The sequence below is a fragment of the Nonomuraea indica genome (assembly GCF_002850745.1).
Lineage (GTDB): Bacteria > Actinomycetota > Actinomycetes > Streptosporangiales > Streptosporangiaceae > Nonomuraea > Nonomuraea indica.
The window spans coordinates 54,545-78,293 of the sequence record NZ_KZ559475.1; the positions used below are offsets into that span (position 1 = coordinate 54,545).

General features: G+C 74.3%; 21 protein-coding genes. 10 read left to right on the forward strand and 11 right to left on the reverse strand.

The window, feature by feature from the left end:
* Positions 1-2: 2 nt before the first annotated feature.
* The gene (locus tag CXR44_RS24355) at positions 3-476 is read right to left on the reverse strand and encodes a pyridoxamine 5'-phosphate oxidase family protein (RefSeq protein WP_101788444.1); all 474 of its coding nucleotides are present in this window, start codon (positions 474-476) and stop codon (positions 3-5) included.
* 141 nt (positions 477-617) lie between these two features.
* On the opposite strand from CXR44_RS24355, the gene CXR44_RS24360 reads away from it, so the two are divergent.
* Both CXR44_RS24360 and CXR44_RS24365 read left to right on the forward strand, forming a co-directional pair.
* A complete protein-coding gene (locus CXR44_RS24360) occupies positions 618-1,715 on the forward strand; it encodes a PrsW family intramembrane metalloprotease (RefSeq protein ID WP_144070067.1) in 1,098 nt (365 codons plus the stop codon).
* Positions 1,716-1,787: 72 nt separating this feature from the next.
* The gene (locus CXR44_RS24365) at positions 1,788-2,408 is read left to right on the forward strand and encodes a pyridoxamine 5'-phosphate oxidase family protein (RefSeq protein WP_101788446.1); all 621 of its coding nucleotides are present in this window, start codon (positions 1,788-1,790) and stop codon (positions 2,406-2,408) included.
* A gap of 54 nt (positions 2,409-2,462) precedes the next feature.
* Here CXR44_RS24365 and CXR44_RS39620 read toward each other — a convergent pair whose 3' ends face one another.
* The 3 genes from CXR44_RS39620 to CXR44_RS39625 all read right to left on the reverse strand — a co-directional run bounded on the left by CXR44_RS39620 (position 2,463) and on the right by CXR44_RS39625 (position 3,774).
* Complete coding sequence (locus CXR44_RS39620; protein ID WP_180903678.1) at positions 2,463-2,633, reverse strand: hypothetical protein; 171 nt, start codon at positions 2,631-2,633, stop codon at positions 2,463-2,465.
* 100 nt (positions 2,634-2,733) lie between these two features.
* Complete coding sequence (locus CXR44_RS24370) at positions 2,734-3,180, reverse strand: carboxymuconolactone decarboxylase family protein (RefSeq protein WP_101788447.1); 447 nt, start codon at positions 3,178-3,180, stop codon at positions 2,734-2,736.
* 87 nt (positions 3,181-3,267) lie between these two features.
* Complete coding sequence (locus tag CXR44_RS39625) at positions 3,268-3,774, reverse strand: hypothetical protein (protein ID WP_180903679.1); 507 nt, start codon at positions 3,772-3,774, stop codon at positions 3,268-3,270.
* 43 nt (positions 3,775-3,817) lie between these two features.
* Between CXR44_RS39625 and CXR44_RS24380 the strand changes: the two genes are divergently transcribed.
* Entirely contained in the window at positions 3,818-4,957 is a 1,140-nt protein-coding gene (locus tag CXR44_RS24380; protein ID WP_101788449.1) for an MFS transporter, read from the forward strand.
* Positions 4,958-5,057: 100 nt separating this feature from the next.
* Positions 5,058-5,309, forward strand: a complete 252-nt coding sequence (locus CXR44_RS24385) for a hypothetical protein (protein ID WP_101788661.1) — start codon at positions 5,058-5,060, stop codon at positions 5,307-5,309.
* 3 nt (positions 5,310-5,312) lie between these two features.
* On the opposite strand, the gene CXR44_RS24390 is transcribed toward CXR44_RS24385, so the two are convergent.
* From CXR44_RS24390 to CXR44_RS24410, 5 genes are all read right to left on the reverse strand, one after another.
* The gene (locus CXR44_RS24390) at positions 5,313-5,711 is read right to left on the reverse strand and encodes a hypothetical protein (protein ID WP_101788450.1); all 399 of its coding nucleotides are present in this window, start codon (positions 5,709-5,711) and stop codon (positions 5,313-5,315) included.
* Between the two features lie 11 nt (positions 5,712-5,722).
* Positions 5,723-7,810 carry an iron ABC transporter permease gene (locus tag CXR44_RS24395; protein WP_101788451.1) on the reverse strand — a complete coding sequence of 696 codons (2,088 nt, stop codon included), beginning with the start codon at positions 7,808-7,810 and terminating at the stop codon, positions 5,723-5,725.
* The gene (locus CXR44_RS24400) at positions 7,807-8,802 is read right to left on the reverse strand and encodes an ABC transporter substrate-binding protein (protein ID WP_101788452.1); all 996 of its coding nucleotides are present in this window, start codon (positions 8,800-8,802) and stop codon (positions 7,807-7,809) included. The genes CXR44_RS24395 and CXR44_RS24400 overlap by 4 nt, the downstream gene beginning before the upstream one ends.
* A 91-nt stretch (positions 8,803-8,893) precedes the next feature.
* On the reverse strand, positions 8,894-9,802 hold the full coding sequence (locus CXR44_RS24405) for an ABC transporter ATP-binding protein (RefSeq protein WP_101788453.1): 909 nt from the start codon (positions 9,800-9,802) through the stop codon (positions 8,894-8,896).
* A 168-nt stretch (positions 9,803-9,970) separates the two neighbouring features.
* Positions 9,971-11,644: a ParB/RepB/Spo0J family partition protein gene (locus tag CXR44_RS24410; RefSeq protein WP_144070068.1), complete on the reverse strand. Its 1,674-nt coding sequence runs from the start codon at positions 11,642-11,644 to the stop codon at positions 9,971-9,973.
* Positions 11,645-11,782: 138 nt separating this feature from the next.
* On the opposite strand from CXR44_RS24410, the gene CXR44_RS24415 reads away from it, so the two are divergent.
* The gene (locus CXR44_RS24415) at positions 11,783-12,727 is read left to right on the forward strand and encodes a DMT family transporter (RefSeq protein ID WP_245899377.1); all 945 of its coding nucleotides are present in this window, start codon (positions 11,783-11,785) and stop codon (positions 12,725-12,727) included.
* Positions 12,728-12,929: 202 nt separating this feature from the next.
* On the opposite strand, the gene CXR44_RS24420 is transcribed toward CXR44_RS24415, so the two are convergent.
* Positions 12,930-13,889, reverse strand: a complete 960-nt coding sequence (locus CXR44_RS24420) for a DoxX family protein (RefSeq protein ID WP_180903680.1) — start codon at positions 13,887-13,889, stop codon at positions 12,930-12,932.
* A 35-nt stretch (positions 13,890-13,924) separates the two neighbouring features.
* Entirely contained in the window at positions 13,925-15,454 is a 1,530-nt protein-coding gene (locus CXR44_RS24425; RefSeq protein ID WP_101788457.1) for an MFS transporter, read from the reverse strand.
* A gap of 259 nt (positions 15,455-15,713) precedes the next feature.
* Between CXR44_RS24425 and CXR44_RS39020 the strand changes: the two genes are divergently transcribed.
* From CXR44_RS39020 to CXR44_RS24455, 5 genes are all read left to right on the forward strand, one after another.
* Complete coding sequence (locus CXR44_RS39020; protein WP_144070069.1) at positions 15,714-17,174, forward strand: tetratricopeptide repeat protein; 1,461 nt, start codon at positions 15,714-15,716, stop codon at positions 17,172-17,174.
* 116 nt (positions 17,175-17,290) lie between these two features.
* Positions 17,291-19,639 (forward strand): AAA family ATPase, encoded by a 2,349-nt coding sequence (locus tag CXR44_RS24440; RefSeq protein WP_101788460.1) that lies wholly within the window; start codon positions 17,291-17,293, stop codon positions 19,637-19,639.
* Between the two features lie 75 nt (positions 19,640-19,714).
* On the forward strand, positions 19,715-20,701 hold the full coding sequence (locus CXR44_RS24445) for an ABC transporter permease (RefSeq protein ID WP_101788461.1): 987 nt from the start codon (positions 19,715-19,717) through the stop codon (positions 20,699-20,701).
* Positions 20,698-21,606: an ABC transporter permease gene (locus CXR44_RS24450; RefSeq protein ID WP_101788462.1), complete on the forward strand. Its 909-nt coding sequence runs from the start codon at positions 20,698-20,700 to the stop codon at positions 21,604-21,606. Before CXR44_RS24445 ends, CXR44_RS24450 begins: the two co-directional genes overlap by 4 nt.
* Positions 21,603-23,735: a dipeptide ABC transporter ATP-binding protein gene (locus CXR44_RS24455; RefSeq protein ID WP_101788463.1), complete on the forward strand. Its 2,133-nt coding sequence runs from the start codon at positions 21,603-21,605 to the stop codon at positions 23,733-23,735. Before CXR44_RS24450 ends, CXR44_RS24455 begins: the two co-directional genes overlap by 4 nt.
* Positions 23,736-23,749: the final 14 nt, after the last annotated feature.

Here is a 23,749-nt window from a genome sequence, read left to right on the forward strand (position 1 = left end):
GCTCAGCGGGTGATCTCGGCCGGGACCCGGGTGCCGTACAGCCGCGTCACCCGCAACCTGATCACCATGCGGCGGTCGGCGACCGTCCGCCGCAGGTACGCCGTCTCCTCAGCCGTGTCGCGGGGCTCCGGCCGCAGGAGCAGCAGCTCCCTGCCCACCTCGTCGCCCGGCTCGGCGCTCACCGGGGACAGCTCCGCCAGGCCCTCGGCCACCGCGAACGCCGCGAAGTCGTCGCTGGCCACGTAGAGGGCGCCACGCGGGTCGTCGTGCAGCCGGTTCACCTTCAGCCGGTCGGCGGTCGTGGAGATCCGGACCACCCGCTGCGCCGGGTCCCAGGCGTACCGGACCGTGGACACGTGCGGACGGCCGGCGCCGGAGCCGGTCGCCAGCGCGCCGAACCGCTGGCTGCTCAGCAGATCCGACAGTTGCGCGGCACCGAGAGACGCAGGCTCCAGTCCGTGGCTTTCGTCCGGCATGGGTGAATTTCCTCCCTCTTTACGGGCACTGTACCGGCGTTCCGCAGAAACGCACGGGTGGATCAGGGCCCGCAAGCGGCCGTCAAGCGTCCGTAGACACCGCGGATCCATAGTGGGAGGTCCACCGAGAAAGGCGTGACGATGACGGTCCACCTCCGGTCGGCGCTGCCGATCCACCGGCCCAGCAAGGCCCTGCTGATCGGCCTGGTGACCTCCAGTCTGGTGGCCGTGGTCGTGCTGGGCATCTTCATGAAGGGCGGCGGGCCCGTCGGCTTCGGCCTGTCGCTGCTGCTGGCCGTCGCCCCGCTGCCCGTGCTGCTCGCCGCCGTGCTCTCGCTCGACCGGCTGGAGCCCGAGCCGCGCCTGCACCTGGCGTTCGCGTTCGCGTGGGGGGCGGGCGTGGCGGTCGTGCTGGCGATCGGGCTCACCCTGGCCGGCCAGGCGCTGTTCGCCCGGGCCGGGTACGGCTCACAGGTGGTCGACGCGGTGGGCACCGTGTTCCTGGCGCCGGTGATCGAGGAGGCGCTCAAGGGGTCGGCTTTACTGCTGCTCCTGCGCCGCAGGCGGGAGATCGACGGGCTCACCGACGGCATCGTCTACGCCTCCCTGGCCGGGCTCGGCTTCGCGGCCGTGGAGAACGTCGGCTACTACCTCAGCGCGTACACGCAGGCCGGGATGGACGCGACCCTGCAGCTCTTCGTGATCCGCGGGATCGTCGACCCGCTCGGTCACCCCGTCTACACCTCGATGATCGGCCTCGGCGTCGCCTACGCGCTCACCCGGCGCGGCCCCGCCCGGCTGGCCGCGATCCCGCTCGGCTACCTCGCGGCGGTCGTCCTGCACGGGCTGTGGAACGGCGGCGCCTCGATGCAGTCGCTGTCCTGGCTCGGTGGCGCGTACCTCGTCATCATGGCGGCGCTGGTGCTGCTCGTCGTGGTGACCGTGCGCGAGCGCCGCCAGCTCGTCGCCCGGATGGGCGCCTACCTGCCCTGGTACCAGTCGACCGGCCTGGTCACGCAGCAGGACATCACGATGCTCACCTCGCTGCCCGCCCGCCGCAGCGCCCGCAGGTGGGCCCGGCGCGCGGGCCTCGGCCGGGCGATGGGCGACTACCAGCAGGCGGCGACCGAGCTGACGCTGCTCCACCTGCGGGCCGAGCGCGAGGGAGTCGATCCCGACCGGTTCGCCGCCGAACGCGACGCGCTGCTCGACGTCATGGCCCGCGTCCGCCGCTGGTAGCCGCCCCGGCACCCCGCCGGAGGCCGGGCCCGCCCGCCTGACAGGATGGGCCCGACTTCGAAGGGAGATCGTATGAGCTGGGTGGAGATCGGGTCCGAATGCGAGCTGCGCGAACTGCTGGGGGAGGTCATGCCACGCGCGGCCGCCAAGGAACGGCCCCGCCTGCACGAGCGCGACCGGCAGTGGCTCGCGGCCTCGCCGTTCTGCCTGATCGCCACCTCCGACGCGGAGGGCAACTGCGACGTCTCGCCCAAGGGCGACCCCGCCGGCTTCACCCACGTCATCGACGACACCACGATCGCCATCCCCGACCGGCCCGGCAACCGCCGGGCCGACGGCTTCCGCAACGTCCTGCGCAACCCGCACGTCGGCCTGCTGTTCCTGATCCCGGGCCGCAACGAGACCCTGCGCGTCAACGGCCGCGCCCGGTTGCTGCGCGACGCCCCCTTCTTCGACGACATGGTGGTCAAGGGCCACCGCCCCCGCCTCGCGCTCGTCGTGGAGATCGACGAGATCTTCTTCCACTGCGCCAAGGCGTTCATGCGCTCCTCGCTGTGGCGGCCCGAGCGGTGGGGCCCCGACCCCCTGCCGTCGCACGCGGCGCTGCTCAAGGAGGTGCAGCGGGTCGAGGAGCCGATCGAGCAGCTGGAGGAGTACTACGGCGAGTCCTACGCCGAGCGGCTGTACGGCTGAGCCGTGACACGCGACGGCCCGCGCTCCCCGGGAGGGGGCGCGGGCCATCGGTCGCTAGGCCGCGGGAGTGGGCCCGCCGGGAAACCGGATGACGTTGCGGCCGGTGTAGGCGCGCAGGTCGACGACCTTGGGATCGGGGGGTGCGGGCCTGCGGCGCCCGGCGGAACGGATGTCGCGCACCTTGTGCCTGACGACGTGCGGTGACAGCACCGCCAGCCTCTTCATGGAGCCCCCCCGTGATGTTGCTGTTACCAAATCTATCTACAGAAACATCTGTAAGGCCAGTGTAAGAAGAGACTCGGCGGGGAATTCCGCGGTGGGCTCGTTACGCTCCCGCCGGCGGCTGGCGGGTGGGGACCGCGATCCGGTTCCAGAGGTTGATCATCGCGATCGCCACGACGAGCGCGGCGAGCTGCTCCTCGTCGTAGTGCGCCGCGGCCTCCGCCCACACCTCGTCGGGCACGGCCACCCGGTCGGCCAGCCTGGTCGCCTCCTCCGCCAGCGCCAGCGCGGCCCGCTCGGCCGGGGTGTAGCAGGTCGCCTCCCGCCAGGCGGCCACCGACCAGATCCGCTGGTCGGCCTCGCCGCTGCGCTGCAGGTCGCGGCTGTGCATGTCCACGCAGAACGCGCAGCCGTTGATCTGGCTGACCCGCAGCTTGAGCAGCTCCATCGTGCCGTGCGGCACGCTGCTGCGGGCCAGGAGGTCCTCCACGGCGAGGAAGGACCTGTACGCCTCGGGGGCCAGCTTCACCACGTCGAGCCGTGCGCTCATCGTCGAACCTCCATGGGTCGGAATGTCGTACCGAACCAAGGACGGGGCAGCGCCGCGGGATGTGACAGCTCGGGCGGGAGGATGTCGTTAACCCTGGCAGTTGCCCCAGGAGGTGCGCCCGCCCCACGCCGTGATCCGGTTGTCCGGGTCGCGGGTCCAGCCCTCGTACTGCACGCACTTCCAGCTGCCGTCGAGGTGACCGGTCTCGGCGTAGTAGCGGTAGCGCTGCACGTCCTCCGACCTGCCGCCGCCCTTGACCACGAGCCTCGCGCCGGTGACGGTGCGCTCGCCGGCCCACCGGGTCTTGATCGCGGCCACGCAGTTCTTGCCGCTGCGCTTGCTGTACATCAGGTAGACGTGCCCGTATACCGTGCCCTTGCGCGTCTTCATCGCCCGGTGGCCGTCCTTGACGCGGGTGAAGCCCTTGCCGCAGACCTGCTCCGGGGTGTGGCGGGCGGCGGCGACGGCGGCTTCCGCCGCGGTGGCCGGGGCGGCGGCGAGGGCGGTGGCCGGGGTGGCGGCGACCCCTGCGGCGGCCAGGGCGGCCGCGATGAGCGTACGGGTGAGCACGGTGCTCCCTTCGTCGGATGGCATCGTCGATCTTTACCATGGCTAGGCGATCATGTGAGGAGATTTAGTGAAATTTCGGGGCACTCCGCTCATCCTGGTCTGCGGTGCGTGGGGCGTGTTCTGGGGCGCCTGGTCCGCGCTGCTGCCGGCCGTCAAGGATCAGCTCGGCGCCTCGACACCCGAACTGGGACTCGCGCTGACCGCCGTCCCCGTGGGGGCGATCCCGGCGATGGCGCTGACCGGACGGCTGGCCCGGGGCAGGGAGCGCGAGGCCCTGCTCATCGTCACGGTGCTGTTCGCCGCCGGGGTCGCGGCGATCGGCTGGACCCGCTCCCCGGCGGCGTTCGCGGTGACGTTGCTGCTGCTCGGGGCCGCCAGCGGGGCGCTGGACGTGGCTCTCAACCTGGCCACCGGGCGGGCCGAGCGGGAGAGCGGCCGCCGGCTGTTCCAGCCGGTGCACGCGGCCTTCCCCGTCGCCGTCATCGCCGCGGCCCCCGCCACCGGGCTGGCCCGCCAGCTCGGGCTCGGCACGGAGGCGGTGCTGGCGACCGTCGCCCTGCTGGTGGTCGCCGCCGCGGCCGGCCTGCTGCGGCTGCCGATGGGCCGCGGGCCCGCCGCCGGCGGGCACCGCGAAGGACGACGCCGGTGGTCGCACGCGGCGGTGCTCGGCGGGCTGGCAGCCTGCGTGCTGATCATCGAGAACGCGGTGGAGCAGTGGTCGGTGCTGCTGCTGGAGGAGCATCGGGCGGCCTCGGCCGTGCTGGCGGGCGCGGCGCCGGCCGTGTACATGGCGGCGCTGACGGCGGGCCGGCTGATCGTCCAGGCCCTGCCCCCCGTACCCGTGCGCGCCCTGTCCCTCGTCGCCGGCCTGGGCGGCGGGGTGGGCATCGCCCTGGCGGGCTGGGGCGGGCCGGGCGGCCCCGGCTTCGGCCTCGGCGCGGGCGCGGGGCCGGTGGCGGTCTCCCTGGCGGGCTTCGCCCTCACCGGCCTCGCCCTGGGCCCCGTGGTGCCGGCGCTGCTCAGCCACGCCGCCGCCGACGACCCGAGCGGCACGCTCGTGTCGGCCGTCTCCGCCATCTCCTACACGGCCTTCGTCGCCAGCCCGCTCCTCGTCGGCGCGCTGGCCGCCTGGCACGGTCTGCCCGCCGCGCTGGCCATGCTCTCCCTGCTGGCCCTGCCACTGCTGGCCCGCGCGCTGCGGCCCTGACCGGACCGGTGCTCCTGGCCCGAACATGGACATCCGTTGGGGCAACACAGGCCTGGGATCGGGTATGGCACCGGCGAACCCGCAGCCCGAGGAGATCACGATGGCCGTCTGCGAGACCTGTGGCAACGACTACGACATGTCGTTCGAAGTGCACGCTCAGGGCGCGGTGCACACCTTCGACTCCTTCCAGTGCGCGATCCAGGCGATGGCGCCCATCTGCGAGCACTGCGGCGCCAAGCTCATCGGGCACGGCGTCCAGTCGGGCGAGCACTGGTACTGCTGCGCCCACTGCGCCCGCCAGGAAGGCAGCGAGGGCATCGTCGACCGCGTCGCGGCCGGAGTGGCGGGCTGACGGTCAGCCCGCCTCCTGCTCACCGGCCAGCCGGTCGCGGGCCCACGCCAGCGCCGCGTCCGGGTCCACCGTCCCCAGCACCGCCAGCCCGCCGGGCCCGGGGCTGCGCACCAGGTCGGCCAGCGACACGGTCGGCACGACGCTGGCCAGGCCCACGCAGCGCTCGGCGATCCGCGCGGCGTGCTCCGCCCAGAACCCGTGCAGGATCTCGGTGGCGCCCTTCTCCGGAGCGCCCCGCTCGCGCTGGTCCACGACCACCGCGAAGCGCCTGCCCTCGCCGTCGGAGCGCGCCAGCGCCTCCACGAGGCCCTCGCGCAGCTCGGTCGCGTCCTGGACGGTGAGCCTGCCGTCCTGCCGGGCCCGGACGAGCGGCCAGTCGGCGAAGTCGACCAGATTTCTCATGGTTCTCCCTCTCAGGAATCCTGGGTGGCGCGGGAGCGCCACAGCAGCCAGACGAAGTACGGGGTGCCGATCAGCGCGGTGACCAGGCCCGCCGGCACCTGGGCGGGTGCGATGACGGTCCGGCCCAGCGTGTCGGCCAGGCTGACCAGCAGCGCTCCGAGCAGCGCGGCGAGCGGCAGGACCCGGGCGTGGGCGGCCCCGGCGAGGGCGCGGGCCGCGTGCGGGGCGACCAGGCCGACGAAGCCGACGACGCCGACGGCGGAGACGGCCGTGGCGGTCAGCAGCACCGCGCCGCCGAGCGCCGCCAGCCGTACCGGCTCCAGCGGGACGCCCAGGACGCGGGGCGCGTCCTCGTCGAGGGCCAGCAGGTCCAGGTCGCGGCGCAGCCAGGCCAGCAGCGGGACGGCGACGAGCAGCGCCAGCGTGACAGGGACGAGCTGCGCCGGCACCCGGCCGTAGGTGGAGCCGGACAGCCAGGTGAGGGCCTTGGCGGTGTTCCACGGATCGGAGCGCGCGATGATCAGCACGGTGATGGAGGTGGCCGCCGCCTGCACGGCGACGCCGACCAGCACGAGCCGGTCCGAGCTGAGCCCGCCCCGCCAGGACAGCCCGTACACCAGCGCGAACGCCGCAAGGGCGCCGGCCCCGGCCGCGGCCGACATGAGCCAGATCCCGGCCAGCGGCGCGACCGTGAGCAGCGTGATCGCGCCGACGCCGGCGCCGGCGGTCACGCCCAGCACCCCCGGCTCGGCCAGCGGGTTGCGGCACACGGCCTGGACGGCCGTGCCCGCGACGGCGAGCGCGGCCCCGGCGAGCACGGCCGCGAGGACGCGCGGGTAGCGCTGGTCGAGCACGTACGTGAGCGCCCGCCCGGTGCGCCCCTGCAGCCAGTTGGCCAGGTCGCCGGTGAGCAGCCAGGTGTCGCCGCCGAGCATGCCGAGGACGATCGCGCCGGCCGACAGCGCCGCGCACAGCGTCAGCAGGATCGCGAACCCGCCGCGCGACCGGCCGGCGACGGTGCGCACCGAGGGGGGCCGCCGGGCCGGACCCGCGTCGCGGTGGCGGCGGGCCAGCCACACCATCGCCGCCGCGCCGAACACGGTGGTCATCACCCCCGGCGGCACCTCGACGCCGGCCTGACCGCCGAGCGCCGCGCGCAACGCGATGTCGGCGCACAGCACGATCAGCACGCCGGCCAGGGCCGACAGCGGCAGCAGCACCCGGTGCCGCCGCAGGCCGAGCGAGGTGGCGGGCAGCGACCGGACGACCACCGGCGCGCACAGCCCGACGAAGCCGATCGGCCCCGCGACGGTCACCGCGGCGGCCGAGGCCAGCACCGCGAGCAGGGTCGCCCACAGACGCAGCCGCCGCACGTTCACGCCGAGCACCGAGGCGGTGTCGTCGCCCAGGCCGAGGATGTCCAGCCGCGGCCCCGCCAGCATCGCCGCCAGCAGCACCAGCGCGATCACCGGGCCGAGCTGGGTGACGGCCGTGAGGTCGGTGTGGGTGAGGGCACCGCTGCCCCAGGCGAACAGCCCGGCCGTCTCCTCCTCGAAGAGGATCATGAGCAGGTTCGTCAGCGCGCTGAACGCCAGTGCCGCGGCGGAGCCGGCCAGGATGAGCCGGGTCGTGCCCGTCCGGCCGCCCGCCGACAGCGCCAGCACCAGCCCGGCCGCCGCGAGCCCGCCGAGGAACGCCAGCCCGCCCGACATCGGCAACGGCAGCACCAGCCCGAACGCCGCCGCGGCGACCACCGCGAGGTAGGCGCCCGAGCTGACGGCCAGCGTGTCGGGCGCGGCCATCGGGTTGCGCGCGATCGACTGCAGCAGCGCTCCCGCCACGCCCAGTGCCACGCCGACGGCCACTCCGGCCAGCAGCCGGGGCAGCCGGGAGGCGACCAGGACCCGGGCCGCCTCCTGGTCCTCGCCGCCGAGCGCGAGCCCGAGCAGGTCGAGCGCCCCGATCGACGAGGTTCCCTGCGTGAGGTGGACCGCCGCGACCAGGACGGTGACCGCGACGGCGACCGCGAGGACCCCGGCGGTCCCGGCCCGCCGCAGCGGGGTGAGCGGGGGCGCCGGGGTCAGCAACGGAGTGCTCAAGCGGTGTACGCCTTCACCAGGGCCTCGGCGTACTGGGCGCACGACAGCGGGCCGCCGAAGGTCCAGATGCCACCGGGCAGCTTGGTGACCTGCCGCTTCTGCACGAACGGCAGCGACTTCCAGATCGCGTTGGAGGCCAGGCCGTCGGCGAAGACGTCGTCGCCGTCGGAGGCGTTGTAGAAGAAACGGGTGGCGGGGTCCTTGAGCGGGGTGAGGCCCTCCACGTCGGTGGTGCCCAGTCCCCAGGCGGGATCGACCTTGCCGGTCCAGGCGTTCTTCAGCCCGATCTGCTCGGCGACGTCGGAGACCAGCGACCCCTTGCCGAACATGCGGATGGAGATCGTGCTGCCCTCCTTCCAACCGTCGGCCATCGCGAACGGCTTGCCGGCCGCGCCGGCGGCGGCGAGCTTCTGCCTGGCGTCGGCCAGGGTGGCGTCGAGATCGGCGAGCAGCTTGCCGGCCTCCGCGGTCCTGCCGACGGCCGTGGCGATCATCGTGAGGTCGTCGCGCATGCGCCGCATGTTGCCGCTCGCGTCCGAGCCCCTGGCCACGAGGACCGGGACGATCTTCTCCAGCTGGGCCACCAGCGGCGAGTCGCGCGTCTCCTCCATGACGATCAGGTCGGGCTGGAGGGCGGCGATGGAGTCGACGCTCGGCTCCTGCCGGGTGCCGACGTCCTTGACGGAGGCGTCCAGCTCGGCGGCGGTGACCCAGGTGCCGTAACCCTTGACGTCGGCGACGCCGACCGGCATGACGCCGAGGCCCACCAGCATCTCGACCTCGCCCCACTCCAGGGCGACGACCTTCGTGGCCGGGCGGTCGAGGGTGACCTGCTTGCCGCGGCCGTCGGTCACCGTGATCGGGCCGGCGGCGGCTCCGGCGGGGCTGCCGGCGGCGGCGGCGGGCTGCGCGGTGGGGGTCTCGGTGGTGCCGCAGGCGGCCAGGGCCAGCACGGCGATCAGGCCGGTGAGGGCGCGGCGGAGGAGGGGCATGGTGGTTCCTGTCATGTTCGTGCGGGAGGTGCGGTCCTGGGGGCGGGCCGGCGGCCGCCGATCGGGCCGCGCGGGGTGCCGGGCGCGTCGGTCAGGGGACTACGGCCTCGGTGATCGCCGGCTGGGGGATGGCGGCCTCGGTGATCGCGGGGACGATCGCCGGCTGGGGGATCGCGGGCTTCGTGGGCTTCGCGCGGGTGGGCTCGGTGTGGCGGCCGATCGGCCGCGTGCGCACCACGCCCGTCCGGGGGTCCCGCGTCACCTCGATGCGGATGCCGTACGTGCTCGTGAGCAGGCTCTCCGTGAGGACCTCGGCGGGCGCGCCGTCGGCGTGGACGCGTCCCCGGCAGAGCAGCACCACCTGGTCGGCGATCTCGGCCGCCTGGTTGAGGTCGTGCAGCACCACGCCGACCGCCACGTCGTGCAGGTCGGCCAGGTCGCGCACGAGCTCCAGCAGCTCCACCTGGTAGCGCAGGTCGAGGAACGTGGTCGGCTCGTCCAGGAGCAGCACGCCGGTGTCCTGCGCCAGGCAGGTGGCCAGCCACACGCGCTGCAGCTCGCCGCCGGACAGCTCGTCCACGGGCCGTCCGGCCATCGGCGCGACGCCGGTCAGCTCCATCGCCCTGGTGATCGCCGCCGCGCCGTCCGGGTCACCGGCCCGCCACCGGCCCCGGTACGGGTGCCGGCCGTAGCCGACGACGTCCCGCACGCGCACGCCGCCCGGTGTCGGGCGGCTCTGGGCGAGCAGGGTCACCCGCCTGGCGAAGTCGCGCGGCGCCAGGTCCAGCGCGGAGACGCCGTCCTCCAGCGTCACCGTGCCGGTCTCGGGCCGGTGCAGCCGGGCCAGGGCGCGCAGCAGGGTGGACTTGCCGCTGCCGTTCGGCCCGACGAGCGCCGTCACCTGGCCGGGGCGCAGGGTGATGCGGCCGTCCTCGACCACGGCGGCCCCGTGGTAGCCCAGGCGGAGGCCCACGCCGCGCAGGGAGATCCTCTCGGTCACGTTGCTTAGGTTAGGCTAACCTTTGTGTCCGAGCAATATGTCGGAATAAGTGCTCTTCGTCACCAAGATGCGCTCCGCCGCCCCCGGCGACCCCCGCCCTCAACGGTCGGCGGCCTGTAACGGTCGGTGGCCCTCAACGGGCAGCGGGCCTCAACCGTCCTGCGAACTTCAACCGTCCTGCGAACCTCGCCGGCCGCGCTCGGCGAACCAGTCCGGCATCATGCTCCTGCTCATCTCCCAGCCGTTCTGCACGTCCTTGATGTTGCGGTAGCCCATGAAGGGGAGTTGGACCTCCTTGAACGGGATCTCGTCCAGCACCCCTTCGGACGCGCGCAGGCGGTGATTGCCGTCGACCACGAACATCCTGTCTTCGTGATGCACCACGAAGATGGGGCGGCCCTTCCACCCTTCACTTCTCATGCTCTCCCTGATCTTCGCTATCTGCTCCTGGCCCCACGGCGACACGGGCGGATCGGTCGGCTCGAAGTCGTACGGGGAGGCGTTCCCGGCGCTCGGCGGCGGCGTCGCCCTGGCGGGAACCGGCGGCGCCTCATTCGCGGCGACGGCCGGCGTCTCCTCCGCGGCGGCGGGTGGCGCGTCCTTCGCCGGGCCGGATGGTGGGTCCTTGGGGGCACTCGGCGCGGGAACTTCCCTGGCGACGCCCGGCGGCGGCACTTCCCCGGCGACCTGGCGCGCCGGCTCGTGGGCACCGGATGGGGCGCCGGATGGGGCGCCGGACGCGGTGCCGGACGCGGTCGTGCGCGGCGTGTCCGGAGCCGCCGGCTTCGGGGCGGCCGGTGCCGTGGTCGCCCGCGCCTGCGCGGTGGTCCGGCGCGCGGCGCCGGCGGAGCGGGGACCCCGGGCCTTGAGAATACGACGCAGGCGGGTCTCCACGCCGCGGACGACCGCGTGGGCGAGGAGCTGTTCGAGCCGCCGCCGGAAGGCGGTCATGGCGCGCTGGGCGACGCGGCGCAGCCCGGCGATCACCGTCCGGGCGCTGAGCGCGGCGGTTCCCCCGCTGACCACGGCGGCGATCGCGGCCCACACCAGAGCGGCGGCCACGAGGCCCGCCAGCACGAGCAGGAACCGTTTGGCCACCGCGACGAGGCGGGCGGCCACGTCGTGCACGTCGGCGAGGGCGTTCAGGACGGTGGTGAGGCTGGACAGGTGCCCGGAGTCGTCGCCCTCGTGGTGGTAGTCGGCCCAGAACGCGGTGACGTCGTCGATGGCGTCTCCCGAGTTGTTCGCCCCGGCGTGCCCGATGGCGTGGTGGGCGGCGGGGATGATCTCCGTGGCGAGCGCGTGGGCGAAGGCCCGGTAGGCCACGGCGCACGTGCGCAGCACTCCCTCGTGCTGAGTCAGCCACGGTACGCCCAGCATCCCGAAGGCGGTCTCCACGCTGGGCGGGAGCATCAGGGCCTGCTCGTCCCCGGCCGGCCGCTCCAGAGCCGCGGGGGCCGCGCGGCCCCCGGCCGGCGCGCGGCCGGCCGGGCCCGCCTCCCCGTCGAGGGCCGGTAAGGAGGTCGCGCCCGCGGCCGCGTTCCCGACACCCGCCGACGCGAGGACGGCGGCCAGGGCGGACTGGCGGGCGGCGGCGTGCAGACCGGCCATCGTCCCAAGACCCGCGCCGCTCGCCGCGAGGTTGTCGTGCAGGTGACGGCAGGCCGTGCCGAGCGACTCGTTGACCCGGTCCATGACCATGCTGATGGCGCCGACTCCCCAGGGCGAGCGCGCCCCACCGGCGGTGACCGCCAGGAGCGCCTCGGTGTGCCGCCCGAACAGCTCTGTCGCGTCCCGCAGATCGCGCGCGGCCCTGATCAACGACGCCTCATGGATTCTCATGTCGGATCCCACCGGCACATCATCGGGGAGGAGAGCTCGGCCACGCACGTATGCGGTCGAAAAAGCGGAAATATCCGGCGCAACTTGTCGGCGCTGACCGCTACGCTCCCGAAGGATTCATCGAGCAGGAGGCGCGGAGTGCGGACCAGGGCTGTGGGACGGTGGCTGCCGGGATTCGTGGCACTCGCCGCGATCTGGGGCAACAGCTTCTTCTTCATCAAGGTGGCCGTGGGCTCCCTCCATCCGCTGCAGGTGTCGTTCGGGCGGATGGCGGTCGGAGCGCTCACCCTGCTGGTGGCGCTCGCGATCGGCCGCAGAGCTCTCCCGCGCGACCCCCGCCTGTGGGGACACTTCCAGATCGCCTCCGTGGTGCTCACCACGCTCCCCTTCACCCTCTTCGCGTACGGCGAGCAGTACGTCTCCTCGGTCGTCGCCTCCATCTGGAACGCCACCACGCCTCTGTGCACCCTGGCCTTCACCCTGCTCCTGCGCACCGAGAAGGCCACTCGGAGCCGTGTGGCCGGGCTGGGGCTGGGGTTCGCGGGCGTCATGGTGGTGCTGGGCGTGTGGCAGCCGCTGGGCGGCGGCCAGCTCGCCGGCAGCCTGGCCTGCTTCGCCGCGGCGATGTGCTACGGCGTGGGCGGCGCCTACCTGGGCCGGTTCGTCACCGGGCGGCGCAGCGAGCCGGCGGTGGTGCTGGCGACCGGGCAGCTGCTGAGCGGCACGGCGCAGCTCGCGGTGGTGACGCTGCTCGCCGGGGTGCCGCTGGTGGACACCAGCGCCCCGGCCGCCGTCTGGTGGAGCATGCTGGCGCTCGGCGGGCTCGGCACCGGGCTGGCGTACCTGCTGCTCTACTGGGTGCAGGTGCGGGCGGGGGTGACGACGACGTCCACGGTGACCTATCTGCTGCCGGTGTTCGCGGCGCTCTCCGGCGTGCTGGTGCTGGGGGAGACGCTGACGTGGAACCAGCCGGTGGGCGCCGTCGTCATCCTGGCCGCCATCGCACTCACGCAGGGCCTGCCGTTCCGGCGCGCGAGCGCGGCGGTGCCGGTGGATGACAAGGTGCCAGCCAACAGCGACTAGGCTCTCCGCCCGCCGTGCCGCCCGCCGTGCCGCCCGCCGGTCTGGGCGCCGGTTCCGTCGGGCCCGTCCGTGTCGCCTGCCGTGTACCCCGCCGTGTACCCCGCCGGTCCGTCGGCGCGCCCGTCAGCGCCGCCCTGACCCGGCATGCCGGACCGGGCCCATGACCCTGTTGTCCGGCGTCCTGCCCAGCCGCCGTCCGGGCTCAACCCCCTGAGGCGGGCCGGCGGGTGCGCGGCTGGGGCTTCCTGCGGCCGGCCACCAGCGTGTCGCCGGGCGCGGCGGAGGGAGCGGGCTCGTCTCCCTTCACGGGCTCGTCGCCCTTCACGGGTCCGGCGTCCACGCCCTGGACGGGTTCGGCGTCCACGACAGGGTGCGGCGCCGTGTCCTCCATGCGATCCGCCAGCTCGTCCGACGAGGCCGCGCCCCTTCGGGCGGCTCCGGGCCGCCCTCCCTGCGCCGCGGCCCGGCCGGTGGGTTCACCGTCCGGTGCCGGGCCGTCCGGGCCCGGCTTCTCATCGGAGACGACACCCACGGCGGTGCCGTCCGTCGTCCTTCGCTCGCCCGCTCCCCGGCCGGCCGGCTCCGCGGCCACCACCCCGCCCGTCGTGCCGCCTGTGGCCCCGCCCGTCGTGCCGCCCGTCGCGTACGGGGAGGCGCCGCGCCGCGTGGGGGCGCCGGACCCGGTCGGGGCGGGCTCGTCGGGATCGCGCAGGGAGGCGATCACCTGGTCGGCCTCCGAGTCGGCGGCGAACTCGCTGGCCGCCGCCGACTCCCTGCGCCGGATCACCACCATGTGGTCCACCGACACGCGCCCGGCTCCGACCACGGCGAGCAGCAGTGCCGCGACGCCGAGCAGGACGAGCTCGTTCAGGCTGATCGGGTTGAGCGGCGGCGCCACCACGAAGACCGCCAGCGACTCGGCGAACAGCAGCAGCCCCACCACCGGCACGATCAGCCCCGCGATCAGCAGCGCCCCGCCGATCAGCTCGGCCAGCATCGTCACGGTCGCCCAGGCCCGCGGCGCCGGCGCGCCCTGCGCCAGGAAGTCGGCGCCCGTGGCGTTGAGGCCCTCCTCCAGCTTGTGCCAGCCGTTGGCGAAGGCGATGCCGCCGACGCCGAGGCGGGCGACTAACGCGGCGATGTCACGCAGGGCCTGTTTCACGGTAGATGTCTGCCCGGAGCGGGCCATGGCACACCTCAATCACGGCGCAGCAGCACGGCCACGGCGACGGCGGTCAGGCTGAGCAGGACGACGCTCACGACCACGGTGGTGTGCAGGGCGTTGACGAAGGCCCACCGGGCCGCGGACAGCAGCGCGTCGCCGGTGCTGCCGCCCATCTCGCTCGCCACGTGCGCGGCGCCGGCGAGCGACTGCCGGGCCTGGTCCATGCCGCCCTCGGGCACGCCGGGCACGGCTCCCAGAGCGGGCGCGTAGACGATGGTGGTGATCGTGCCGAGGACGGCGACTCCCAGCCCGGCGCCCAGCTCGTACGCGGTCTCCTCGATGGCGGCCGCGCCACCCGCCTGCGACTCCGGGCAGGCGGCCATGATGGTGTCGGACGCGGCGAGCAACGCCACCTGGACCCCGAACCCGATGCCCACGAAGCAGACCGCGAGCATCACCGGGTGCCCTTCCACGCCCCAGCCCAGCGTCGGGGTCAGGGAGAGCGCGACCAGCCCGAGCCCGCCGCTCATGGTGCCCCGCAGCCCGAGGCGCGGCAGGATGTGCGCGGCGGCCAGTCCGCCGGCGACGGCCGACAGGACGAGCGGCAGCATCCGCACCGCGGCGCGCAGCGGGCTGTCGCCGAGCACGAGCTGGAGATACTGCGCCAGCATGAGCTGCAGACCCACCAGCGCGAACACGCCGAGCAGCACCCCGGCCACACCGGTCGTGAACCCCCGGCTCCTGAACAGGCCGACCTCCAGCAGCGGCGTCGCCAGCCGCGTCTGCCTGCGGACGAACCAGACCAGCAGCAGCACGCCGCCCGCGAAGACCGCCAGCGCGGCGCCGGGCGGCATCAGGCTGCCCGAGCCGGCCTCCTTGAGCCCGAATGCCAGGGCCAGGATGCCCAGCACGGACAGCACCGCGCTCAGTCCGTCCCAGCTGTGCCCGGCGCGCCCGCGCGAGTCGGGGAGCAGCCGGACGGCGGCGGGCAGCAGCACGAGCAGGATCGGCACGTTGACGAGGAACACCGCGCCCCACCAGATGCCCACCAGCACCCCGCCGACCAGCGGCCCGACGGCGGCGCCGGCGGCGGCGACCGCGCTCCAGACGCCCAGCGCGATGGCCCGCTCCCGGCGGTCGGTGAAGACCTGGCGGATCAGCGACAGCGTGGCCGGCATGATCATGGCGCCGCCCACGCCGAGCAGCGCCCGGGACAGGATGAGGGCGAGCGGGGTGGGGGAGAAGGCGGCGGCGGCCGAGGCCACCCCGAAGAGTACGAAGCCGGCCAGCACCAGCCGTTTTCGCCCGTACCGGTCGCCCAGCGCGCCGAACATGATCAGCAGCGGCGCCACGACGAGCGAGTAGACGTCGATGATCCACAGGAGCTGCACCGCCGAGGGCTCCAGCGCCGCGGTGAGCGCGGGCACGGCGATGTGCAGGACGGTGGCGTCCACGGTGATCAGCAGGAGGCTCAGGCAGAGCACGAGGAGGATCGCCCAGCGGTTGTGCTGCGGCTGCCGAGCCGTCCGCCTGATGGCGGGCGCGGCATTCGTGACGGTCATGGGCCTCCTTGCGGGCCTGTCCGGTCACGACGGTCCCGCACGTGCTGGTGCTCGCCGCCGCCGCGGAACCCGCCGGCTCGTGCCTCGCTCTCCGCTCTCGGGCTCTCCGGCTCCGGCCTGCGTGGCAGCTTAGGCCATGGCATGCACTTGGTATAGCGGTATCGACGCATCCAAAGGTCCCCACCCGTACCTCTCTAGAGAGATACAGCCCTATGTCGGGATCTGTTCAAGGTTCACCCACCGGCCGACGATGGGCAGCGTGGGGATAGCTCGAAATAGTAGCAAAAGCGACGAAAATGCGGACAAATCCTCACGTGACTGGTGTGGGGAGGCCGCCGCCCGCCTCCACGCCGAACGGCCCGAGGACGCGCTGACCGCCGCCCGCGCCGCCGCCGGCCTCGACCCGGCGGGGGAGTGGCCGCACCGCCTCACCGGACTCGCCCTCGAACGGCTCGGCCGCGACCGCGACGCCCTCCCACCGGCCCGGCAGGCGGTCCGGCTGGCGCCCGGCTCCTGGGCCGCCAGGCTGGGGCTGGCCACGGTGCTCAGCCACCTGCCCGGCCACTGGGACGAAGCCGCCGGCCAGGCCGCGCTGGCCCGCAGATACGCCCCCGGACACCCCGACCCCCTCGTCCTGGAAGGCGACCTGGCCCTGCTGCGCGGCGCGCACGGCCGCGCCGAGGCCGCCTACCGGGCCGCCCTCCGCCTCGACCCCGGCCACCTCCAGGCCCACGTCAACCTCGGCCTCGCGCTGCTGCGCTGGGACCCGCCGCACGTTACGGGCAGCTCGGGGACGGGCGGCGCTGAGAAGGGCGGTGCCGGGACAGGTGGTGTCGAGCGAGGCGGCGTCGGGGCGGCTGGTCCCAGAACGGGTGGTGTCGAGCGAGGCGGTGCGCGGGCGGCTGGTGTCGAGATGGGTGGTGTCGAGGGAGGCGGCGTCGGGGCGGCTGGCGCGGGGGTGCGGGTGGCGCGGCGGAACGTGGGCGTCGCGCTGTGGATTCTCGTCGGCCGCACCTGGTCCGTCCTCGCCGCGCTCACGGCCGTCGCGCTGGTGGCCGGACCGCGGGCCGCCCCCGTCGCGATGGCCGCCGGGGTCCTCGCCGCCGTCGCGCCGTACCCCCTGCTGCGCGCCTCCTGCCGCGCCCACCGCGGCTGCCCCTGGCACACCGCCGCGGCCGTGCTCCTCGTGCTCGCCGCCGCCGGCTGCGCGGCCGGCGGCGCGCTCGGGGCCGCCTGGGCGTGGTGGGCCGGACCCGGCGCGCTGGCGGCCGTGGCGGCGCTGCTCGCGCTTCTGTCGGCGCGCGCCTGGTGGCGTGGCGCGCCGGGCCCGTGGCGGTCCTCCCTGCTGCGGTGCGACCTGCCCGCCGGCACCGACCCGTCCGTGCCGTTGCACCCCCGCGTACGGCGGGCGTTCGCGTACGCCAGGACCGCCGTGCTGTCGTTCGGCGACGCGCTCGGCCCCCGGATGGTGGGAGCGGCCACCTCGGTGGGGCCGTCCGGCGACCTGAGGGTGGTCGTCGGGGACGAGGCGTGGGAGGCGGTGGAGGCGGACCCGCGGGTGGCGGTGTTCGCCGCCGACCCGGACCGCGGGCGGCGCTGGGTGGAGGTGCGCGGCATCGCCGTCGCCGGACCGGGCGCCCTGCGCGTCACCCCCGAACAGGTGCTGGTGGGAGAGTTCCCGGGACGGCATCAGCGCCTCCAGCGCGGCACCCGGCGTTAGACGGGCCCCCGCCGCGGGGAGTTCCAGAGCCCCGGCCGTCACCGTCACCTGGCGTGTCAGGTCCGCCCAATCGGCGGTCCGGTGCGGTATAACCGGGGTCGGACCGGGGAGGCGTGATGCGGGAGTCCGGCAGGACCCAGGCCGCGGGGCGGGCCGCGGCGAGGGATCTGTTCGAGAGGGTGCGGCTGCGCTACTTCGGCCTTCCCCCGGCCGTCCGGAGGGTGCTGTACGCCGCGGTGCTCATCGGCTCCGTGGGCCTGGCGGCCGCGCTCGGCTGGGACCTGTGGCAGACGTTCCTCGTCACGCTCGTCGCGCTCGGGTTCGCGGCGCTCACGCTGCGCTTCCCGCGCGCCGCCGCCACCGCTCTGGTGGTCGCGGCCTGGGCCGCGCTGGTGCCGGTGCTCGGCGTCCTGTTCCCCGCGCGCTCGCTCGCTCCGACGCTACTGCTGGTGCTCGCCGTCCCCGTCGCCGCCTGCGCCCATCTGATCCGGTGGGTCGCGCCGTGGCTGACGGCGCTGCTCGCCCTCGTCCCCGCCGGGCTGCTGGCCGCCGCGGTGTCGCCCGTCTCCGACGGCATCGCCGTCTGGGTCGCGTACGGCGCCGCCGCCGCCGTGCTGCTCTACCGTTTCGTGCTGGCCCGCCGGGCCAGGGCCGAGCTGACCACGCGCGAGCAGGAGCAACTGCGCGTTCGCGTGCGCGAGGGCAGGCCCGGGACGCAGGCCGACAAGGCCGCGGCGCCGCCTGCCATCTCGGTCGAGGAGGCGCTGGGCGAGCTGGAGAGCATGATCGGCCTGGCGCCGGTCAAGGAGCAGGTCCGGTCGATCGCCGCCTCCATCGAGGCGTCACGGCTGCGCGCCGAGGCGGGCTACACCGCCGGACGGCCGACCCGCCACTTCGTGTTCGTCGGCCCGCCGGGCACCGGCAAGACGAGCGTCGCCCGCACCCTCGCCAAGATCTTCTACGCGTTCGGCCTGCTGGAGACCCCGTACGTGGTGGAGGCGCAGCGGGCCGACCTGGTGGGCGAGTTCCTCGGCGCGACCGCCATCAAGACGAACGAGCTGGTGGACCGGGCGCTCGGCGGCGTGCTGTTCATCGACGAGGCGTACGGGCTGGTCAACTCCTCCGACGGGCAGCCCGACCGGTTCGGCGCCGAGGCCGTGCAGACGCTGCTCAAACGGGCCGAGGACGACCGCGACCGGCTGATCATCATCCTGGCGGGCTACGAGCAGGAGATGTCCTCCTTCCTCGCCTCCAACCCGGGTCTGGCCAGCAGGTTCGCCACCCGGGTGCGTTTCCCCAGCTACTCACCGGCCGAGCTGGCCGAGATCACCGGGCTGCTGCAGCACCGCCGCGGTGACAGGATGGCGCCCGACGCCAGGGCCGCGCTGCTCGGCCTGTTCGAGGACGTGCAGCGCCGCGGGCTGGTCGACGAGCTGGGCAACGCGCGCTTCGTCCGCAGCCTGGTGGAGGCCGCCGCGCAGGCCCGCGACGTCCGGGTGGTGGGCGCGGGCGGCACGCCGACCACCGAGGACCTGGTCACCACGACCACGCCCGACGTGACCAAGGCGTTCGACGAGCTGACCGCCCGCTTCCGCGGTTACGAGGCCACGCCCACCCTGGAGGAGGCGCTCGCCGACCTCGACCGCATGGCCGGGCTCGCTCCCGTCAAACGCCAGGTCCACGCCATCGCCGCACAGTTGCAGGTGGCCCGGATGCGCCAGGAGCGCGGCCTGCCCACGCCGCCGCAGACGCGCCACTTCGTGTTCGTCGGCCCGCCCGGCACCGGCAAGACCACCGTCGCCCGCGTGGTCGGCCGCGTCTTCGCCGCGCTCGGCCTGCTCGCCCGGCCCGACGTGGTGGAGGCGCAGCGGGCCGACCTGGTCGGCCAGCACCTGGGCGCGACCGCCATCAAGACGAACGAGCTGGTGGACCGGGCGCTCGGCGGCGTCCTGTTCATCGACGAGGCCTACAGCCTGGTCAACCCCGGCTACTCCGGTGGCGACGCGTTCGGCGCCGAGGCCGTGCAGACCCTGCTCAAACGGGCCGAGGACGACCGCGACCGGCTCGTCATCGTGCTGGCGGGCTACCAGCGCGAGATGGACGCCTTCCTCGCCACCAACCCCGGCCTGGCCAGCCGGTTCAACCAGCGGGTGGCCTTCCCCAGCTACACCCCGGGCGAGCTGTCGGAGATCGCCGTGCTGCTGGCGGACAAGGCGGGCGACCGCTTCGACGAGGCGGCGCTGCGCGACCTGGACGAGGTCTTCACCTGGGTCTGCGAGGAACGGCTGATCGACGGGCTGGGCAACGGCCGCTTCGCCCGCTCGCTGTTCGAACGCGCGGCCATGCGCCGCGACGTGCGGCTGGCCGCGCTGGCCGCACGGGGCGGCTCCGCCACCTCGGCCGAGCTGACCACGATCACCAGCGACGACGTGCGCACCGCGGTGGACGAACTCTCCGGACGTTGAGTCCGCACTTGCGTGCACCCTCCCCCGCGCATGGTGTAGCTATATGACTACGCACCGTGCGCGGGAGGGGGGACGATGGCGGGGTTCCTGGCCCGCAGGCTGCTCAACTCCCTCGTGCTCGTCGCCGTCGCCGCGAGCCTCGCCTACCTGCTGGCCGCCGCCGCACTCGACCCGCGCTCCAACTACGCCGACCGCACGCCCAGGCCGCCGGCCGCGGTGGTCGACGCCCAGCTCACCGCGCTCAACCTCAACGACCGCACCCCGCTGATCCAGCGCTACGCGACCTGGGCGGCCGGGGTGCTGCACGGCGACTTCGGCAGGAGCGTGACGGGCTCGCCCGTCGGCGACGACCTCAGGCGGCGGGCCGGGGTGACGTTCCGGCTGGTGCTGCTCGGCCTGGTCTTCGGCAGCCTGGCCGGCGTGGCCGCCGGCGCGCTGGCCGCGATCGGCCAGTACGGCTGGTTCGACCGGCTGTCGGCCGGCCTGTCGTTCGTGGTGCTCGCCGTGCCCGTGGTCGTGCTGGCCAACATGCTCATCCTGGCCGGCACCTGGGCCAACGAGCGCCTCTTGGGCCACCAGGTCTTCCTGGTCAGCGGCGAGTACAGCGACGGGCTCGACGCCGGGTTCTGGGGTCGGGCGGTCGACCGGCTGCAGCACCTGCTGCTGCCCACGGTGTCGCTGTCGCTCGGGCTGGTCGCGGTGTTCAGCCGCTACCAGCGCAACATGATGCTCGACGTGCTCGGCGCCGACTACGTCCGTACCGCCAGGGCCAAGGGGCTCAGCCGGCGCGCCGCGCTCGTCCGGCACGCGTTGCGCACCGCGCTGATCCCGGTCGTGACCTACTTCGCGTTCACCTTCGGCGTCCTGCTCACCGGCGCCACCTTCACCGAGAAGATCTTCGGCTGGCACGGCCTCGGTGAGCAGCTCATCGACTCGATCTTCACCAACGACGTCAACACGGTCGCCGCCGTCTCCGTTCTCGCCGCGGTCGCGGTCCTGTGCGCGTCGCTGGCCGCCGACCTGCTGCACGCCGCGCTGGATCCGCGGGTGAGGGCCGGATGACGCTGTCGGAGGAGCAGTTCGCCGAGGACCTGACCGGCGGGCCCGAGCGCCGGCCGCCCTCCAGGAGCCGGGTGGTGGCCCGGCGCTTCCTGGCCGCCCCGCGCGGGCGCGCCGGCCTGACCCTGCTCGGCCTGCTCTTCCTGCTCGCGTTCGCGGGCCCGCTGGTGAGCCCGTGGTCCTACACCGACCGCGACTTCACCGCGTTCCTGCAGCCGCCGTCGGCCGCCCACTGGCTCGGCACCCTGCAGACCGGGGCCGACGTCTTCGCGGTGACGCTGCGCGGCATGCAGAAGTCCCTCGTCGTCGGCCTGCTCGCGGCGCTGGTGTCCACCGCGCTGGCCGCCCTGGTCGGCGCCTTCGCCGGCTACTTCCTCGGCTGGACCGACCGGACGCTGACCTGGCTCACCGACCTGCTGCTGGTGCTGCCCGCGTTCCTCGTCCTGGCCGTCATGTCGCCGCTGTTCGGGTCGGGGGCGTGGGTGCTGTTCGTGGTCATGCTGGCGCTGTTCCTGTGGATGGTCACCTCGAAGATCGTCCGCGGGATGACGGTCTCGCTGAAGCGGCGCGAGTTCGTCCAGGCCGCCCGGTTCATGGGCGTCCCACCGGTCACGATCATCTTCCGGCACGTGTTGCCCAACCTGTCGTCGCTGCTCATCGTCGACGCCACCCTCAACGTGAGCGCGGCGATCCTCACCGAGACGTCCCTTTCCTACTTCGGGTTCGGCATCCAGCCGCCCGACGTGTCGTTCGGCACGCTGATCGCCGGCGGCGCCAGGACGGCCGTCTACGCGCCGTGGACCTTCTGGTTCGTCGCCGGGCTGCTGGTCGTCACCGTGCTCGCGGTCAACCTCGTCGGCGACGCCCTGCGCGACGCGTTCGACCCGTCCGCCACGAGGACGCGATGACCCCCGAGCCCGCCACCCCGCCCCTCCCGACGGCGCCCGTCCTCCAGGTGCGCGACCTCGACGTCCGGTTCGGCGACGTGCACGCCGTACGCGGGGTCGGCTACGAGGTGCGCCGGGGCGAGGTCCTCGGCATCGTCGGCGAGTCCGGCTCCGGCAAGTCCGTCAGCTCGGCCGCCGTGATGGGGCTGCTGCCGCGCGGCGCCCGGGTCACCGGTTCGGTGCGGCTGCACGGCAGGGAGCTGATCGGCGCCCGCGACAGGGAACTGGACGCGCTGCGCGGCCGGACCATGTCGATGGTCTTCCAGGACCCCATGTCGGCCCTCACCCCCGTCTACCGGGTGGGCGACCAGATCGCCGAGGCCGTCCGCGTCCACCAGCGGGTCACCAAGGAACAGGCGCTGGTCAGGGCCGTCGCGCTGCTCGACCTCGTCGGCATCCCCCACCCGGCGCAGCGGGCGCTGGCCTTCCCGCACGAGTTCTCCGGCGGCATGCGGCAGCGCGTCGTGATCGCCATGGCCATCGCCAACGACCCCGACGTGATCATCTGTGACGAGCCGACGACCGCGCTCGACGTCACCGTCCAGGCGCAGATCCTGGAAGTGCTGAAGACGGCGCAGCGCGAGACCGGCGCCGCGATCGTCATGATCACCCATGATCTGGGCGTGGTGGCCGGGTTCGCCGACCGGGTGATGGTCATGTACGCGGGCCGCCCGGTCGAGGTGGGCGGCGTGGACGACGTCTACTACCGGCCGCGCATGCCGTACACGGTGGGGCTGCTCGGGGCGGTTCCGCGGATCGACCGTGACGGGCGACGGCCGCTGACGCCGATCGAGGGGAGCCCGCCCGCGCCCGCCGCGCTGCCGCCGGGCTGCTCGTTCGCGCCGCGCTGCGCGCTGCGGGCACCGGCCTGCGACGAGGCGGAGCCGCCACTGTTCGACGTCGGCCCCGGCCACCGGGCCGCCTGCCTCCGGTGGGAGGAGACGGGGCCGCCCTCGGCCGCCGCCCCCGGCGTGGCCGGCGTCCCGGCCACGCGCGTCCGGCCCGAGGAGCCGGTGCTGCGGGTGGAAGGGCTGGTCAAGCACTACCCGCTGCTGAAGGGCACGCTGTTCAGGCGCCGGATCGGCACCGTGCAGGCGGTGGCGGGCGTCAGCTTCGACCTGCGCCGGGGCGAGACGCTCGGCCTGGTCGGCGAGTCCGGCTGCGGCAAGACGACGACGCTCATGGAGATCCTCGAGCTGGCCGCGCCGCAGCAGGGCCGCATCGTCGTGCTCGGCCGCGACACCGCCGGCCTCGGAGCGGCCGGGCGCAAGGCGGTCAGGCGCGACATGCAGGTGGTCTTCCAGGACCCGCTGGCCTCGCTCGACCCGCGCATGACCGTCCACGACATCATCGCCGAGCCGCTGCGCACCCACGGCGCGGGTCACCCGGCCCGGCGCGTGCGCGAGCTGCTCGACCTGGTGGGCCTGGCTCCGGCGCACGCCGAGCGCCACCCGCAGGACTTCTCGGGCGGCCAGCGGCAGCGCATCGGCATCGCCCGCGCACTGGCGCTGGAGCCGCGGCTGCTCGTGCTGGACGAGCCGGTGTCCGCGCTCGACGTGTCGGTCCGGGCCGGGGTGATCAACCTGCTGGCCGAGCTGAAGTCCCGGCTCGGCCTGTCCTACCTGTTCGTGGCGCACGACCTGGCGGTGGTGCGCCACATCGCCGACCGGGTGGCCGTCATGTACCTCGGCCGCATCGCCGAGATCGGGGCCGTGGACGCGGTCTACGACGCGCCCGCCCACCCGTACACGCGGGCGTTGCTGTCGGCCATCCCGCTGCCCGACCCGGCCCGCGAGCGCACCCGCGCCCGGATCCTGCTCGAAGGCGACCTCCCGAGCCCGGCGCACCCGCCGTCGGGCTGCCGCTTCCGCACCCGGTGCCCGAAGTTCCGTTCGGAGCTGACCGACGACGAGCGGGCCCGGTGCGTCGGCGACGAGCCCGTCGTGCGGCCGCTCGCGGGCCCCGCCGGCGGGCGCGGCGCCAACCACGGTGGCGATGACCACGGTGGCGATGACCACGGTGGCGATGACCACGGTGGTCATGACCATGGCGTCGCCTGCCATCACGCGCGGCGGCTCGACGTCCTCTAGACCAGGAAGGTCGC